15 protein-coding genes are annotated in these 16,290 nt (G+C 61.4%); 8 read left to right on the forward strand and 7 right to left on the reverse strand.

Translation table 11 applies throughout. The features are described from left to right. Positions 1 to 69: 69 nt before the first annotated feature. Complete coding sequence (gene rep, locus DET50_RS06775; RefSeq protein WP_113862115.1) at positions 70 to 2,088, reverse strand: DNA helicase Rep; 2,019 nt, start codon at positions 2,086 to 2,088, stop codon at positions 70 to 72. Positions 2,089 to 2,228: 140 nt separating this feature from the next. Between rep and DET50_RS06780 the strand changes: the two genes are divergently transcribed. From DET50_RS06780 to rsd, 6 genes are all read left to right on the forward strand, one after another. Next, positions 2,229 to 3,965: a putative bifunctional diguanylate cyclase/phosphodiesterase gene (locus DET50_RS06780; RefSeq protein WP_113862116.1), complete on the forward strand. Its 1,737-nt coding sequence runs from the start codon at positions 2,229 to 2,231 to the stop codon at positions 3,963 to 3,965. 54 nt (positions 3,966 to 4,019) lie between these two features. Then, a complete protein-coding gene (locus DET50_RS06785) occupies positions 4,020 to 6,356 on the forward strand; it encodes a Tex family protein (protein ID WP_113862117.1) in 2,337 nt (778 codons plus the stop codon). A gap of 65 nt (positions 6,357 to 6,421) precedes the next feature. After that, positions 6,422 to 7,969, forward strand: coding sequence for a glutamate--cysteine ligase (gshA, locus tag DET50_RS06790; protein ID WP_113862118.1), 1,548 nt, complete (start codon positions 6,422 to 6,424; stop codon positions 7,967 to 7,969). 122 nt (positions 7,970 to 8,091) lie between these two features. Next, positions 8,092 to 8,307 carry a ribosome modulation factor gene (rmf, locus tag DET50_RS06795; RefSeq protein ID WP_113862119.1) on the forward strand — a complete coding sequence of 72 codons (216 nt, stop codon included), beginning with the start codon at positions 8,092 to 8,094 and terminating at the stop codon, positions 8,305 to 8,307. A 92-nt stretch (positions 8,308 to 8,399) separates the two neighbouring features. Further along, a complete protein-coding gene (locus tag DET50_RS06800) occupies positions 8,400 to 8,906 on the forward strand; it encodes a disulfide bond formation protein B (RefSeq protein ID WP_113862120.1) in 507 nt (168 codons plus the stop codon). Between the two features lie 103 nt (positions 8,907 to 9,009). Further along, positions 9,010 to 9,489: a sigma D regulator gene (rsd, locus tag DET50_RS06805; protein WP_113862121.1), complete on the forward strand. Its 480-nt coding sequence runs from the start codon at positions 9,010 to 9,012 to the stop codon at positions 9,487 to 9,489. A gap of 77 nt (positions 9,490 to 9,566) precedes the next feature. Here the strand turns inward: rsd and DET50_RS06810 are convergent, their stop codons facing one another. The 3 genes from DET50_RS06810 to DET50_RS06820 form a co-directional block, all read right to left on the reverse strand. Beyond that, entirely contained in the window at positions 9,567 to 10,304 is a 738-nt protein-coding gene (locus tag DET50_RS06810; protein WP_113862122.1) for a BamJ family beta-barrel-assembly machinery protein, read from the reverse strand. 132 nt (positions 10,305 to 10,436) lie between these two features. Then, complete coding sequence (locus DET50_RS06815) at positions 10,437 to 10,826, reverse strand: DUF4124 domain-containing protein (protein WP_113862123.1); 390 nt, start codon at positions 10,824 to 10,826, stop codon at positions 10,437 to 10,439. Continuing rightward, positions 10,823 to 11,335 (reverse strand): TIGR02444 family protein, encoded by a 513-nt coding sequence (locus DET50_RS06820; RefSeq protein ID WP_113862124.1) that lies wholly within the window; start codon positions 11,333 to 11,335, stop codon positions 10,823 to 10,825. The genes DET50_RS06815 and DET50_RS06820 overlap by 4 nt, the downstream gene beginning before the upstream one ends. A gap of 42 nt (positions 11,336 to 11,377) precedes the next feature. Between DET50_RS06820 and DET50_RS06825 the strand changes: the two genes are divergently transcribed. After that, complete coding sequence (locus DET50_RS06825; protein WP_113862125.1) at positions 11,378 to 13,324, forward strand: ATP-binding cassette domain-containing protein; 1,947 nt, start codon at positions 11,378 to 11,380, stop codon at positions 13,322 to 13,324. Between the two features lie 28 nt (positions 13,325 to 13,352). Here DET50_RS06825 and ppx read toward each other — a convergent pair whose 3' ends face one another. Beyond that, on the reverse strand, positions 13,353 to 14,879 hold the full coding sequence (gene ppx, locus DET50_RS06830; RefSeq protein ID WP_113862126.1) for an exopolyphosphatase: 1,527 nt from the start codon (positions 14,877 to 14,879) through the stop codon (positions 13,353 to 13,355). A 291-nt stretch (positions 14,880 to 15,170) separates the two neighbouring features. On the opposite strand from ppx, the gene trxA reads away from it, so the two are divergent. Beyond that, a complete protein-coding gene (trxA, locus tag DET50_RS06835; RefSeq protein ID WP_014420340.1) occupies positions 15,171 to 15,497 on the forward strand; it encodes a thioredoxin TrxA in 327 nt (108 codons plus the stop codon). A gap of 84 nt (positions 15,498 to 15,581) precedes the next feature. On the opposite strand, the gene DET50_RS06840 is transcribed toward trxA, so the two are convergent. Both DET50_RS06840 and moaD read right to left on the reverse strand, forming a co-directional pair. Continuing rightward, complete coding sequence (locus DET50_RS06840) at positions 15,582 to 16,028, reverse strand: molybdenum cofactor biosynthesis protein MoaE (RefSeq protein WP_113862127.1); 447 nt, start codon at positions 16,026 to 16,028, stop codon at positions 15,582 to 15,584. Between the two features lies 1 nt (position 16,029). After that, entirely contained in the window at positions 16,030 to 16,290 is a 261-nt protein-coding gene (gene moaD, locus DET50_RS06845) for a molybdopterin converting factor subunit 1 (protein WP_113862128.1), read from the reverse strand.

Genomic DNA, 16,290 nt, shown 5'->3' on the forward strand with positions numbered 1-16,290 from the left:
GGAGGCTTCCCCATCGGGGTAACGGGCCAGGAGCGGGAATAGTTGCAGGGGGTGAAGATTAAAAAATAGTCAGCTGCCGAGATCCCCGAGCAGGGCGCTCAGGGTGGCTTTGCCTTTTTTCTGGTTGGCTTCCCGGTCGAGGTCTCCGAGGCCTTCCCACTTCAGGTCGTCCTCGGGCAGCTCATCCAGGAACCGGCTGGGAATGGTTTCGATCTTCTCGCCATACTGTTTGCGGGACGCGGCATAAGTCAGGGTCAGGGTCTCCCGGGCCCGGGTGATACCCACGTACATCAGGCGGCGCTCCTCCTCGATGTTGCCTTCCTCGATGCTGGCGCGGTGGGGCAGGATTTCCTCCTCCAGGCCCATGATGAACACATGGGGAAATTCCAGGCCCTTGGAGGCGTGCAGGGTCAGCAGCTGAACCTTATCGCTGTCGTCGTCCTCTTCGCGCTGCTCCATCATGTCCCGCAGGATCAACTTGCTGATGGCGTCCTCGATGCCGATCTCGTCTGCCGTGCCCTTGCCGTCATCGAGCATGCGCTGGATCGAGTCCACCAGGTACCAGATGTTCTCCATGCGCCGCTCGGCCTGTTTGGGCGTGCCGGAATGCTGGTGCAGCCATTCCTCGTACTCGATGTCGGTGAACAGCTGCTTGATCACCGGGATCGGGTCCTCCGAATGCAGTCGTTCGCAGGTGCGGTCGACCCAGTGGGCAAAGCGCCGCAGCCGGTCCAGGCCCTTTTCGGTCACGTGGGCTTCCGCGCCCATGTCTCCCAGGGCCTGGAACAGGCTGACATTACGGGAACGGGCGTAGTGGCTCAGCTGCTCCAGGGTACGCGGGCCGATTTCCCGGCGGGGCACATTGACCACTCGCAGGAAGGCGGCATCGTCATCCGGATTGACCAGCAGCCGCAGGTAGGACATGGCATCCTTGATCTCGTTCTTGGAGAAGAACGACTGGCCGCCTGAGATCCGATAGGGAATCTGGTAGGCCTGCAGCTTCATCTCCAGCAACCGGGACTGGTGATTGCCCCGGTACAGCACGGCGAAATCCTTGAAATCCAGACCCTGCTTGAGCTTGTTGTCGATGATCTCGGTTGCCACCCGTTCGGCTTCGGCATCCTCGTTGCGACAGCGGATGATGCGGAGTTCCTCGCCGATGGTATGGTCACTCCAAAGCGCCTTCTCGAACACATGGGGGTTGTTGGCAATCACCGTATTGGCGCTGCGCAGGATCCGCCCGGTCGAGCGGTAGTTCTGCTCGAGCTTGACGATTTTCAGGCTCGGGAAGTCTTCCTTGAGCTGGGCCAGGTTCTCCGGCCTGGCCCCGCGCCAGGCATAGATGGACTGGTCGTCATCGCCCACCACGGTAAAGGCCGCGCGCTCGGCCACCAGCAGCTTGACCAGTTCGTACTGGCACACGTTGGTGTCCTGGTACTCATCCACCAGCATGTAGCGGATCTTGCGCCGCCACTTGGCCAGCACATCCGGATGGCTGCGGAACAGCTGCACCGGCAGCAGGATCAGGTCGTCGAAATCCACTGCGTTGTAGGCTTTCAGGTATTCGTTGTAGCGCTTGTAGATCAGGGCGATGCGCTGTTCCCGTTCATCGGCGGCCTTGCTGTATGCTTCCTCCGGCCCGCGCATGGCGTTCTTCCAGGAGGAGATGGTCATCTGCACGTCGTTGAGTTCATCACCGGCATCGGCACTGGCTTCGCGCAGCATCAGGTCCTGCAGCAGGGCCTTGGCATCCTCGGCATCAAAGATGGAGAAGCCGGGGTGGTAGCCCAGGTGCGGATGCTCTTCCCGGATCATGTTCAGGCCGAGATTGTGGAAGGTGGACACGATCAGCCCGCGGGATTTGCCCCGGTCCACGATCCGGCCTACCCGTTCCTTCATTTCCCGGGCGGCCTTGTTGGTAAAGGTCACCGCGGCAATATGACGCCCCGGAATGCCCAGTTCCTCGATCAGGTAGGCGATCTTGCGCGTGATCACGCTGGTTTTGCCGCTGCCGGCGCCGGCGAGCACCAGGAGCGGGCCATCGGCGTAACGGACGGCTTCACTTTGTCGGGGGTTGAGCTTGTTCACAGATTGCAGACCAGAATGGAACGGGGGTCAGGAAATTCGCGTGTCATTATTCTACACCAGCAGGCGTTACTGTACCTCGATCATCTCTGGGCTATGATAGGGTTAACAGTTACAGCCTTTGCAGAGACGGATCCTGTTTGATGACATTGCCCCTGGAGACTCCGAGGCCCGATCGGTTACGCGTACTGGTGCTGACGCCACACCACGCGGACTTTCTCTGGCTGGACTCGCTGCTTTCGGGCGATTCCGAGATCGATCCGGATGTCACCTGGTGTCCGGATCTCATCGATTGCGACGATCTCATCCGCAACGCCAGTTTTGACGTCATCGTCTGGGATTGTGTGTTTCACGGCGGCAATGAAGCCGCCTTCCTGCAGTATCTCTCGGTCTCCAGTGACGACAAGCCGGTGCTTGCACTCAGCGCCGAGCTGCCCGGCGAACGGGCATCGGAGCTGGTTGCCGAAGGGGCGGCGGACTATCTGAGCCGGCAGGGACTCGACCGCTGGAGTTTCCCCCGGGCGGTGAAATACCTCTGGTACCGGGAGCAGCTTAATATCTCCGCCCAGGGCCATCTGGGGCGTGATGTTGCCACCGGGGTCATTAACCGGGACCTTTTCTTCGATCGCCTGCAGCAGGGCTTGCTGCGGGCCGAGCGGGGCAGCCAGAGGCTGGCTTTGCTGCACCTCAATATCGACGATTTCCGCAGTATCAACGAATCCTTTGGCTACCAGCGCAGCGACCAGCTGATGATGAAGCTGGCGGAGCGGCTGCGCCACGCCTTGCGCCGTGTGGACTCGCTGATGCGCATCGGCGGGGACGAGCTGGCGATCATTATCGAGAAGGTCGAGGATTCGCTGGACATTACCCGCATCATCCGCAAGGTGGTCACCATCCTTGATGAACCCGTGACCGTGGATGGCCAGCCGCTGGTGGTCAACGCCAGCCTCGGTGTCGCCACCTACCCGGAATCCGGCGACAGCGCCGAGAACCTGATGCGCCGGGCCAACCGCGCGATGTTCGAGGCCAAGCGGGACCCGGGTACCAGTTACCGTTTCTACGACCGGCAACTGCACATCTCCGCCGGCTACCAGCTGCGACTGGAAGCGGACTTGCGCAATGCCCTGCGAGGCAGGGAGCTGGAAGTGTATTACCAGCCCCGCATCGACCTGGCGACCGAGGAGGTGCGCGGCGTGGAATGTCTGCTGCGCTGGAACCATCCCCAGCGTGGCCTGGTCGGGCCGGACGAATTCATTCCGGTGGCCGAGCGCAGCGGCCTGATCGTTCCGATCGGCTACTGGGTGATCGAGCAGGCCTGTCAGCGGCTCAAGGAATCCGCGGAGCTGGGTTTCCCCGGGCTGGTGTTCGCGGTCAACCTCTCATTCCGCCAGTTCCATGACCGCAAGATGACCGAAACCATCTTCCGGATCATCTTCAATGCCAACGTCGATACCAGCCTGCTGGAGCTGGAGCTCACCGAGAGCGCCATGATGCACGATCCGGAGTACGCCCAGCGCTGCCTGCGGGAGCTGAACCAGCTGGGCATCAGCTTTGCCCTGGACGATTTCGGCACCGGTTTTTCCTCCCTGAGCAACCTGCAGCACCTGCCGATTTCCCTGGTCAAGATCGACAAGTCCTTTGTGGAGGAGCTGGGGCAGTCGGCGGACGCCGAGCACATCATCCGGGCGATCATCAGTCTGTCCCACAGTCTGCAGATGAGCGTGGTTGCCGAAGGCGTGGAGAGCGAAGGGCAGCTGGAGTTCCTTCGCCAGCAGCATTGTGACGAGGTCCAGGGCTACTATTACGCCCGCCCGATGCCCTGGAACGAGCTTGTGCAATTCCTGAACAGCCGCAGTCAGGCCGCTTGCTTGCAGAAGTAAGCCGCTGTACCTTTTCCCGTTAATTCGATTCCTATGTGATTTTGCCGAGGTTGCATGAAGACGATTTCCAGCCGTATCGCGGAAGAACTTGGTGTCCGCGAACAACAGGTTAATGCCACCGTTGCACTGCTCGACGAAGGCGCGACCGTTCCGTTTATTGCCCGCTACCGGAAAGAAGTCACCGGTTCGCTGGACGACAGTCAGTTGCGGAACCTGGAAGAGCGGTTGCGCTACCTGCGGGAGCTGGAGGACCGCCGGGCCACCATCCTCAACAGCATCGAGGAGCAGGGCAAGCTGACCGATGAGCTCAAGGCCGCGATCAACGGTGCAGATACCAAGAACCGGCTGGAAGACCTGTACCTGCCCTACAAGCCCAAGCGTCGCACCAAGGCGCAGATTGCCCGGGAAGCCGGTCTGGAGCCGCTGGCCGATGCCCTGTATGACGACCCGAGCCTCGATCCCGAAGCCACCGCCGGGGCCTACCTCAACAAGGAAGCCGGCGTTGAGGACACCAAGGCGGCCCTTGATGGCGCCCGCTACATCCTGATGGAGCGCTTCGCCGAGGATGCCGAACTGCTCGGTGACCTGCGGGACTTCATCTGGCAGCAGGGCCAGCTCAAGGTATCCGTGGTGGACGGTAAGGAAACCGAGGGTGCCAAGTTCCGGGACTACTTTGACCATGTCGAGCCCCTGAAGAAGGTGCCGTCGCACCGGGCCCTGGCCATCCTGCGTGGCCGCAACGAGGGCATCCTCACCTACAGCATTGTGGTTGGTGACAGGGAAGATGATCGTCGCCAGCCGCACCCGGCGGAACAGCGAATTGCCGCGCGCTGGCGCATCCGGGATAACGGTCGCCCGGCTGACAAATGGCTGTCCGAAGTGGTGCGCTGGACCTGGCGGGTCAAGCTGTCCACCCAGATCGAGACCGATCTGATGGCGCAGGTGCGGGAGGCGGCGGAAACCGAGGCGATCAACGTGTTTGCCGCCAACCTGAAGGATCTGCTGTTGCTGGCACCTGCCGGCCCGCGTCCGACCCTGGGCCTGGACCCGGGGCTGCGCACCGGGGTCAAGGTGGCAGTGATTGACGGCACCGGTCAGGTGGTGGGTCACGGTGCGATTTTCCCCCATGCGCCCCAGAACAAGTGGGACCAGTCCATCGAGCAGCTGGCCACCTGGTGCCGGGAATACGGGATCGAGCTGGTGGCCATCGGTAACGGGACCGCCTCGCGGGAGACCGAGAAGCTGGTGGCGGATCTGTGCAAGCGCTACCCGGAACTGAAGCTGGCACGGATCGTGGTCAGTGAATCCGGCGCCTCTGTCTACTCTGCCTCCGAATTCGCCTCCCGGGAACTGCCGGACCTGGATGTCACCATCCGGGGCGCGGTGTCCATCGCCCGTCGTTTGCAGGATCCCCTCGCCGAGTTGGTGAAGATCGAGCCGAAATCCATCGGGGTCGGGCAGTATCAGCACGACGTTTCCCAGGTCCAGCTGTCCCGCAGCCTGGATGCGGTTGTGGAGGACTGTGTAAACGGTGTCGGTGTGGACCTGAACACCGCCTCGGTGCCACTGCTGTCCCGGGTTTCCGGCCTCAACCAGAGCATTGCCCAGAACATTGTCGATTTCCGCAACCAGAACGGCATGTTCACCAACCGCAAGCAGCTGCTGAAAGTGACGCGCCTGGGGGATCGTACCTTCGAACAGGCAGCCGGCTTCCTGAAGATTGCCGGTGGTGAAAACCCGCTGGACCGCTCCTCGGTGCACCCGGAAGCCTACGGCGTGGTGGAGGCGATTGCCGCCCGGAACAGCCGGAAAGTGGAAAATATTATCGGTGATTCCGCGTTCCTGCGTGGTCTGAATCCGCAGGATTACGTAACAGAACAGTTCGGGCTGCCAACGGTCCGGGATATCATTGCCGAGCTGGAGAAACCCGGCCGGGATCCGCGTCCGGAGTTCCGTTTTGCCAGCTTCGAGGAAGGGGTGGAAACCCTGAACGACCTGAAGCCGGGTATGATCCTGGAAGGTTCGGTTACCAACGTGACCAACTTTGGCGCCTTCGTGGACATCGGTGTTCACCAGGACGGACTGGTGCATATCTCCGCCTTGTCCCACACTTTCGTCAAGGACCCACGGGAAGTGGTCAAGGCCGGTGACATCGTCAAGGTCAAGGTCATGGAAGTGGATATCCCACGCAAGCGCGTCGGCCTGTCCATGCGTATGGACGACCAGCCCGGTGAGAAAAATGATTCCCGTGCCTCATCCGGCCGTGGCCGTTCCGATAACCGTTCCGGCCAGCGCCAGAAACGGGCGCCGAAGGGTCAGAAGCCGGCCCAGGGCGCAATGGCCGGTGCCCTGGCCCAGGCGCTTGCCTCGGCCCGCAAGGACGGAAGCTAAACTTTCAATCATCAGGTTCACCGACGGCCCCGTCACGAGCGGGGCGGTCGCAGCAGGAGTCAACCATGGCTGAATCCCGCCATTCGTTATTTCGGCAGTTCTCAAAATCGGAGTGGCACGGCTTTCTCAAGGGCGTGGAGAAGGAAGGCCTGCGGGTTGACCGGAACGGTTTCATCGCCCAGACCCCGCACCCCAAGGCGCTGGGTTCCACGCTCACCCATCCCCGCATTACCACGGACTACTCCGAGGCCCTGCTGGAACTGATCACGCCGGTCTGCGGCAGCACCGACGCCTTGCTGGAGTCCCTGCGGGATATCCACCAGTTTGTGCAGCAGAATCTCGGCGACGAGGTGTTCTGGGCGGCCAGCATGCCCTGTGAACTGGAAGGGGACGAGAGCATTCCCATCGCGGAATACGGCACCTCGAACATCGGTTACCTGAAGCACGTTTATCGCCAGGGCCTGGCGGTGCGCTATGGCCGCATCATGCAGAGTATTGCCGGTGCGCACTACAACCTGTCGTTGCCGGATGCTTTCTGGGAAAAGTGGCAGCAACTGCTGGGGGACCAGCAGTCCCTCCGGGATTTCAAGTCCGAACAGTACTTCTGGCTGATCCGCAACTTCCGCCGCCGCAGCTGGCTGCTGATGCTGCTGTTCGGAGCCTCCCCGGCACTGGACGCCAGTTTTGTCGCCGGGGTAAAGCACGATCTCAACCGCTTTGATGAGCGCAGCTGGTACGGCGAGCATGCGACGTCCCTGCGCATGGGGGATCTGGGTTATCACAATAACGCCCAGGCCTCGCTGAATATCTGCTTCAATGAACTCGACACCTACACTCGCACCCTGGACCGTGCCATTCACACTACCTGGCCGCCCTACGAGGCGATCGGCACCCGCCGTGGCGATGAGTTCATCCAGATCAATACCAGCGTCCTGCAGATCGAGAACGAGTACTACAGTGCCGTTCGTCCCAAGCGCACCACCGAACGGGAAGAAAAGCCGATCCAGGCGCTGGAGGCCCGTGGTGTGGAGTACATTGAAGTGCGGTGCCTGGACCTGGATCCGTTCTCGCCGTTAGGCGTGAACCGGGAGCAGATCGATTTTCTTGACCTGTTCCTGCTGGACTGTCTGCTGTCGGATTCGCCCCGGATCGGTGACGCCGAATGTGAACGCCTGGACGACAACTACAAGGATGTCGTGGCCCGGGGCCGCGACGCCAGCCTGACCCTGTGCCAGGAAGCAGGCAGGATTCCGGCGATGGAGGCGGCCTCCGGGCTGCTGGGCCGCCTGGAGTCGCTGGCCGAGGTGCTCGATGACTGGACGGGTACCGAGAGCTACACGACGGCCCTGGCGGCCCAGAAAGAGAGCCTGGCAAACGGTGTGCCTTCCAACCGGGTACTGGATGCCATGCGTTCGTCCGGCCTGGGACACCGGGACTGGGTGATGGAAATGTCCCTTCGTCACCAGCAGACCTTGCGGAACGAGACGATGGCTCCGGATGTGCTGGAGGCGTTCCGGGCAATGAGCCGGGATTCCCTCGCCGAGCAGGCGCAGATGGAAGCCCACGATACCCAACCGTTCGAGCAGTTCCTGGCCGACTATCTGAGATCCTGAGCGCGGAGTTCGGCCTCCGTCACAGCCCGACAGGGACCTGCTGCACAGAACCCGGATATCGGTTTGTCAGTGGAGCAGGCCCTTGCTAGCGTTGGTGCAACGGGATTACGGAGGATACCGGTATGGCAAGGGACATCAAGCTCGGCTGGGATGTGGAGGCGCTGAACAAGGCCTACCGTCAGGGCCACCTGGCGGCCTCCATGGGCATGGCGAAGAGTCGCTGTCCGTATCGGGGCGATGTGGTGATAGCCGCCTGGGAAGCGGGCTGGGATGATGCCGAGGCGACCGCCCGCGATCAACGAAGCCAGCCCGACGATTTCTTTTCCCGCATTGCCTGACTGCCACCGCCCACAAGCGCTTGAAGTTCCCCGGGGTTTAGGGTTAAGTGACGGGTCTCTGAGCTTCAAGTCTTCATTCCGAGGGTGTTGTTTTGGCTGGCAGATGGGTGTTTGCAGTTGTTTTTCTGGTCTGTGCCGGGTTGCTCGGCGTGGCCTTCTATATGGAGCACGTCATGGGCCTCGAGCCCTGTCCGCTGTGCTGGCTCCAGCGTTTCGGCTTCATGGGCGCCGGGCTGGTCAGCCTGCTGGCGTTCCTCCATGGCCCCACCGGCTGGGGCGTTCGTGTCTACGGCTTTTTGCTGGCACTGACCGCGGGAACCGGCCTGGGTATTGCCGGGCGCCAGCTGTGGCTGCAGAGTCTGCCAGCGGATCAGGTGCCTGCCTGCGGTCCGTCAGTGGATTACATGCTTGAGGTTCTGCCCTGGATGGAGGTGCTCACCACTGCCCTGCGCGGGACCGGCGACTGTGCCGCAGTGGTATGGCGATTCCTGGGGCTGAGCATTCCGGGCTGGACTGCGGTGTTTTTCTCTGGGCTGGTTCTGGTCGGCCTCTTTTTCCTGTTCCGGCGACCGCAATCCCGTAGCTGGATTCGCAGCTGAAACGGTTGCGGCCAACCGTGACGTTGGGGTACCTTGAATCCCGAACTGTAAGCAATTGCACCGGGGTCAAACGCTTCGGGTAAACGAGCGGAGAACAGGCGTCATGTTGGAGAATTGCCGAAATGCCAGGGAACGCTGGGGCGGCGTCAGCGAACTGATTGATCGCTGGCTGAAAGAGCGTCAGGAGCTACTGGTCCATTACTGTGATTTGTCCGGAGAAAATGACTTCTCCCAGACCGAAGCCCTGACGGAAAAGTTCGTTCGCCTGTGCGAAGTGCTGGTGGATTATGTCTCCGCGGGCCACTTCGAAATCTACGAGCAGCTGATCCAGGAAGCCCGCGAGTTCAACGACGGTGGCCTTGAGCTGGCGGCCAAGGTGTATCCGAAGATCGAGCAGACCACGGAAATCGCGCTCAACTTCAATGATCGTCTGAACGGCCAGTCACTCTCCGAAGCCCAGGTCCGGGAGCTGTTCAATGAACTGTCCAGGCTGGGGGAAGCGCTGGAGAGCCGGTTCGAGATGGAGGATTTCCTGATCGAGCACCTGCACAATGCCCATGCCGGGAAGGTCGCTTCCGCCTGACCTGTGTCCGGCCATCAGCCATAAAAAAGCCTCAGCCCGACAAGTTGCCGGCACTGAGGCTTTTTTGTGCCCGGAGCTTATTCGGAGGCTGAGTCCTCTCCGGCGTTTTCCTCGGGGTTGACGTCAAGCAGTTCGACATCGAACACCAGGGTCTCGTTGGGGCCGATCGCGCGGTTGCCACCCGGACCGTAGGCGAGTTCTGACGGGATGTAGAGCTTGTAACGGGCACCTTCGCTCATCAGTTGCAGGCCCTCGGTCCAACCCGGAATGACCTGGTTCAGGGCGAAAGTGACCGGTTCGCCACGCTCACGGGAGCTGTCAAACACCTCACCGGACAGCAGCTCGCCGGTGTAGTGAACCCTGACGGTATCCTCGGCGGATGGCTTCTCTCCGGTGCCTTCCTCGATCACTTCATACTGCAGGCCGGACTCGGTGGTCTCAACGCCGTCCTTTTCCGCATTTTCCGCCAGGAAGGCTTCGCCGGCCTCCTTGTTCTTCTGGGCCAGTTCGTCCATCTGCTTCTTCTGGTCTTCCTGCATCTGCTGCTGGTAGGCCATCAGGGCTTGCTGGATTTCCTCGCGGGTCAGGCGCTTGGTTTCCTCGTCACCGGCATGGCCATGCTGGATGCCTTGCAGGAACTGCTCCATCTGCAGGTCCGGCAGGTCATTGCTCATCCGCTCGCCAAGCACCAGGCCCATACCGTAACTGACCTTCTGCTCGGTGGATTCCAGTTTGGGATCTTCGGGGGCTTCCGGTGGAGTGGAGCAACCGGTGACGACACCGGCCATGGCCAATGCAAGCAGGGTTTTCTTCATTACTGAGTCCTTAACGGTTTACGTAAGTGCGCGGGAGCGGCACTCCCGGATTGTCATCATTGAAACACAGAAGGTAACGGGTTCCGGCGCGAGATGCCACTGAACATGTGTTAAGGAACCCGACTCTTTCTGTCAGCTGCCGTTGCTGCCGGCGGTGGGGCCCAGGGAAAAGGGCGCACTGTAGGGGGACTGCCAGTCGGTATCAGGGTCCTGGCCTGGAGATCCGCCGCGGGCCTTGTCCGGGCGTTCAATGGCCAGTGTATTCCAGGGTCCCTGGGCCGGGGGTTGGTCAGCATAGTGCCAGTTGCCGTCTGTGTCCTGCCATTTGAATATGATCTCCGGGCCTTCGGTTGGCACGGGGGAGGGCACCAGGCCCTCGAATGCAGGAATTTCCTGCTCGGGTTCCTGATTGTCTGTTACGGGTTGGGATACCTCCTGGGGATCGTCAATTCCAAAGAACATCAGAACCAGAAGAAATCCCAGGGCCGGAAACGAGAGCCGGATGAGCCATTTCATCATCATGGCTGGGAGTCTCCATTGGAGAATGAGGCCAGAATATCGGCCAGTGTATTCAGCTCAACTGCTGCATCGTTGGCCTGTTCCGGCCGGTAGGCAGCAGCGGCAAGGTTGTCTTGAATCAGCTGGGCATGTCCCGTCATATGGGCCTTGTCCGCAGTCTCAGTCGCAAGTTGTTGCCACGCCAGGGCCAGTTCCAGCTGCTCGGCCTGCAGTTCCAGGCCGGCGACGCCTTCGCGAAGGGTCTGGCAGTGTTCATGGCCTTTCGGGAGATATCTTCGTACTGCCCGCAAAGCACCGGTTACATGCTGGCGCCACTCTGTTACCGTAGCGTGCTCCGTGCCGCTGTAGGGCCTGCCTTCAAGGGCCAGCCAGCCGGCGCATAAAATACGTGTAACGCTCCAGCCCCGATCCTGGAGCGCAAGACAGGTTCGCTGAGTGCCGGGCTTTTGCCAGAACGCCAAGGCAAAACGCCAAATCGGGTTGTCCGGTTCCAGTTTTTCCGGTAATTCCACGCCGAACCTGCCCTGACCATCTTACGCTGATAAAATGGATTTATGTTAACGATTACTGATCTCAGTTTACAACGGGGCGGTGTCTGGTTGCTAGAATCCGTGAATCTCACGGTTCAGCCCGGCCAGAGAGTTGCCATCGTAGGTGCCAATGGTGCCGGTAAATCCAGCCTTTTCCAGCTCTTGTTGGGCCAGTTGGCGCCGGAGCAGGGCAGTGTTTCCCTGCCCGGGGGCTGCCGCATCGCCCACATGGCCCAGGAAGTGGCGGCGTCAGAACGCAGTGCACGGGATTTTGTGCTCGATGGCGACCTCGACCTGCGCCGAATGGAGGCCGAGCTCGCCCGGGCCGAAGCGGCCGGTGACGACCATGCCGTGGCGAGGATTCACGGCGAGCTGGATGTGCATGAGGCCTGGTCGGCGCCGCGCCGGGCCGAGTCCTTGCTTCGCGGCCTGGGATTTGCCGACGGGGATGCGGAACGACCGGTTGCGGCTTTCTCCGGTGGCTGGCGGATTCGTCTGAACCTTGCCCAGGCGCTGATGCGGCCTTCGGATCTGTTGTTGCTGGACGAACCCACCAACCACCTGGACCTGGATGCCTGCCTGTGGCTGGAGAACTGGCTCCGGCGCTATCCCGGAACTCTGCTGTTCATTTCCCACGACCGGGACTTCATGGATCGGGTTGCCTCCCACGTGGTGCATTTCGATCAGCGTAAACTGGAGCTATACACCGGCAACTACTCCGCCTTCGAACGCCAGCGTGGCGAGCGTCTGTCCCAGCAACAGGCCAACTATGAGCGCCAGCAGGCGCGAATCGCCGAGATCCAGCGCTTTATCGACCGGTTCAAGGCCAAGGCCACCAAGGCCCGCCAGGCCCAGAGCCGGGTCAAGGCCCTGGAGCGGATGGAGCGCATCGCCCCGGCCCACATCGACTCTCCATTCAGTTTCGAGTTCCCGGTGGCGGAAAAAGTCTCCAATCCGTTGCTGTCCATTCGCAACGGACGGGCGGGCTATGGCGACACCGTCATCCTGGACAATATCAACCTGACGCTGTTGCCGGGCAGCCGGGTCGGCCTGCTGGGTCCCAACGGCGCCGGCAAGTCCACCCTGATGGATGCCCTCCGGGGTGAAAGCACCTTGCTGGGCGGCGAGCGAACCTGTGGCGAGCACCTGGCCATCGGCTATTTCGCACAGCACCAGCTCGAGTCTCTGGATCTGGATGCCAGCCCTTTCCTGCATCTGCAACGCCTGACGCCGAAAGCGTCGGAGCAGAGCATTCGCAACTTCCTGGGCGGCTTTGATTTCCATGGCGATGAGGCCCTGAGCCCGATCCGCTCCTTCTCCGGTGGCGAGAAGGCCCGGGTGGCCCTGGCCGTGATCGCCTGGCAGCGCCCGAACCTGCTGCTGCTCGACGAGCCCACCAACCATCTGGATCTCGAAATGCGGCAGTCGCTGACCATGGCCCTGCAGAATTTCGAGGGCGCCATCGTGGTGGTCTCCCACGACCGGCACCTGCTACGCAACACGGTCGACAACTTCTGGCTGGTCAATGACGGCCGGGTCGCCGAGTACGATGGCGATCTGGAAGACTACGAACGCTGGCTGGCTGACCGGCGCAAGGAAAGGGACGAGGGCGAGGCTCCCCGTCGGGAGACCGCCGAGGCAACCGCGGCCCGGGCGGCCAATGGCGTGGGTGAAAGTGCCGACGATCGCAAGGCCCGCAAGCGCATGGAAGCCGAGATTCGCAAGAAGCTAAGCCCCTACCGGAAACAGCAGACCAGTCTGGAAAAAGAGATGGAGCAGTTGCAGCAGACGCTGGTACGGCTGGAGCAGGATCTGTCGGATCCGGGATTGTATGGCGAAGCGGGAAAAGCCAGCTTGAACGAATTACTCGCTAACCAGGCCGACGCCAGCCGGCGACTGGAAGAGGTCGAGGCGCAGTGGCTGGAGGTCAGCGAGACTGTCGAGGCGCTGGAAGAAGAGCTGGCCGGCTAGTGTTCTGTCAACGAATCCCTGCCGGACACTAGTCCGGATTGATTTTCAGGGTGAAGTCCTGCCGCGCCAGGTAGTCCCGTTCGTTCTTGAGGTCGGCCAGGGTCAATGGCCGGTCATCGAGCCAGCCGTCCGGAAAGGTGACGGTCAGCTTGTCGTTGCCCGGTTCCAGCCGGAATTCCGGTGGCGGCTCCATGTCCCTGGGATGCTGCAGCAGCACGGCCAGCCGAACCAGGATGCACAGGCGGCGTAGGCGCGAGGTATCTTCCGGGTCGAGTCCTTCGAAGATGGTCGGTGCAAACTTGCGCCGATGGCCCCGGACGAGCGTCGCCAGATCCCGCTGGAACTGCTGGCTGAAGCCCGGAAGATCCGAGTATCGAAGCAGGTAGGCTCCGTGCTTGTGGTACTGGCTGTGGGAAATGGTCAGGCCGATCTCATGCAGCCGGCAGGCCCACCGCAGTACTTCCTCGTCCGTAGCGGTGCGCAGACCCCACTGGTCTGCAACCTGCTCCCAGGCCGTCACGGCGGTTGCCTCCACGGCGGCACCATGGGCCTGATCCACGTGATAACGTTCCTGCAGTGCCGAGATGGTGCGCTCGCGCACGTCCTCGTGCTGGATCCGCCCGACGATGTCATAGAGCAGGCCCTCCCGCAGAGCGCCGTCAGCGAAGGCCATGTCCTCGATGCCCAGGGACTGGAAGGCCCCCATCAGAATGGCAAAACCACCGGGGAAGATGCTCTGCCGGTCCGAACGCACCCCAAGATCGCCGAGCTTGTCGGTCTTGCCCATGTCCACCAGGCGCTTGCGCAGCTCCTGCATCCCGGCACGGGTGATGGTGCCGTCGGTAATCTTCAGGGTTGCCAGCACACTGGCAATCGCCTTGATGGTGCCGGAGGAGCCGACCGCACTCTGCCAGCCCACATTCCGGTAATGCTGGCGGATATTCAGTAATTCCTGCTCGGCATGGGTCACCGCCCGGTCCATCTGGCGCCGGGTGATCTTGCCGTCGGGAAAGTAGCGGTTGCGAAAAGACACGCAGCCCATGTGCAGGCTTTCCAGTTCCTGGGGCTCGAACCGCTGGCCAATGATGAACTCGGTGCTGCCGCCGCCGATATCGATCACCAGCCGCCGGCCGATGTCGTCGGACAGGGTATGGGAAACGCCCAGATAGATCAGGCGGGCTTCCTCCCGGCCGGCGATGATCTCGACCGGGTAGCCCAGAACTTCCTCGGCACGATTCATGAACTGGTGGGCGTTGCGGGCTACGCGAAGGGCGTTGGTGCCCACCACCTGGACGGCCTCCGGCGGCATTCCACGCAGCCGCTGTGCAAACCGGCTCAGGCATTCCAGTGCACGAGCCTGGGCTTCTTCGGTGAGACGGTTGTACTGGTCCAGGCCGGCGCCCAGCTGCACCTTCTCGCCCATTTTTTCCAGGGTACGGATTTCTCCGTGTACCAGCCGGGCCACGACCATGTGGAAACTGTTGGATCCCATATCAATGGCTGCCAGCATCTCCGGCCCTTGTGCAGCGTTTTCGGCGTTGTTGTCGGCCGTCACGTCGTCAGAAATCCTTGTGAGATGAACTTGCCGGGTACTATAAGCCATCTGTCTCCGGCCTGTCAGTAACAGAACGCCCCGCCCAATTGACCGCGGTCAGCATCCTGGCGATGAATAGTGTGGGATCTACTGCTTCACATCGGCCTGATCAATCGCGTAAAGTATTGCGTAACTTGAGCAGGTTGAACGGCTGTTCTATTGGCAGCCTTCAGACTACAGTCAACAGCACCCCTGCCGGCTCGCGCGACCGCGCGGTACAGTCATTGGCGGTGCCTGAATCAGGAAAAGGTAATGAGCGGAAATATCGTAAATGTCACCGACGCTTCTTTTGAGCAGGATGTACTGAAGTCCGACGTTCCCGTACTGGTGGACTACTGGGCCGAGTGGTGTGGCCCCTGCAAGATGATTGCACCGGTCCTCGAAGAGATTGCCGACGAGTACGAAGGCAAGCTGAAGGTCTGCAAGCTGAACATCGACGAGAACGAGCAGACGCCGCCCAAGTTCAACATCCGGGGTATCCCGACCCTGATGCTGTTCAAGAACGGCAACGTTGACGCAACGAAGGTTGGTGCCCTGTCCAAATCCCAGCTGGCCGCCTTCCTCGACAGCAACCTCTGATCCCGTTGCTGCCGGAAAACCGCCCCTGAACAAGGTTCACGGGCGGTTTTTTTATTGCCTCGAGAAAATCACGTCCCCGGGAAATCAGTCCCAGGCCTCGGACCGGTCCCGGTCAGACGCCTTCTGTTCCACCCAGTGCTCGGTGTTCCCGGTAATCTCCTTTTTCCAGAATGGCGCCGAGGTCTTCAGCGCGTCCATGATGAATTCGCAGGCGGCGAAGGCATCTCCCCGGTGGGCACTGCAAACACCCACAAAGACGATCTGGTCACACAGATCCAGGCGCCCGACCCGGTGAATCACCCTGGCCTTGCGTACATCCCAGCGCTGGGAGGCCTGATCAATCAGCCCCTGGATCACCTGTTCGGTCATCCCCGGGTAATGCTCCAGGTACAATCCGGTCACCCCCTGGAGATCACCGCTGTCCCGAACCAGCCCGGTAAACGTCGCAATGGCTCCGGTGCCTGCGCCGCTGTCCCGTAGCGCCTGGTATTCCGCTGCCGGATCGAAATCGTCAGTCTGGACCGTGATCATCTCAACCTCCGGTTACCGGCGGGAAAAAGGCCACTTCGTCCCCGGCTTTCACCGGGGTCGACGGTTTGGCCATCGCCTGGTTGACCGCGATCATGACCGGCTGGTCGCCCTGCAGTTGGGCCCAGGGGCCGCCCCTGGCAGCCAGTTCGGCGAGAATGTCACCGGTGGTCAGGTCCGGCGATGCCGCCATCTCCAGGCTTTCGGTGTCCAATTCTTCGCGCAGGCGCGCGAAAAACCGCACAGTCAATGTTTCAGTGTTCAT

Source organism: Marinobacter pelagius (assembly GCF_003315345.1).
Lineage (GTDB): Bacteria > Pseudomonadota > Gammaproteobacteria > Pseudomonadales > Oleiphilaceae > Marinobacter > Marinobacter pelagius_A.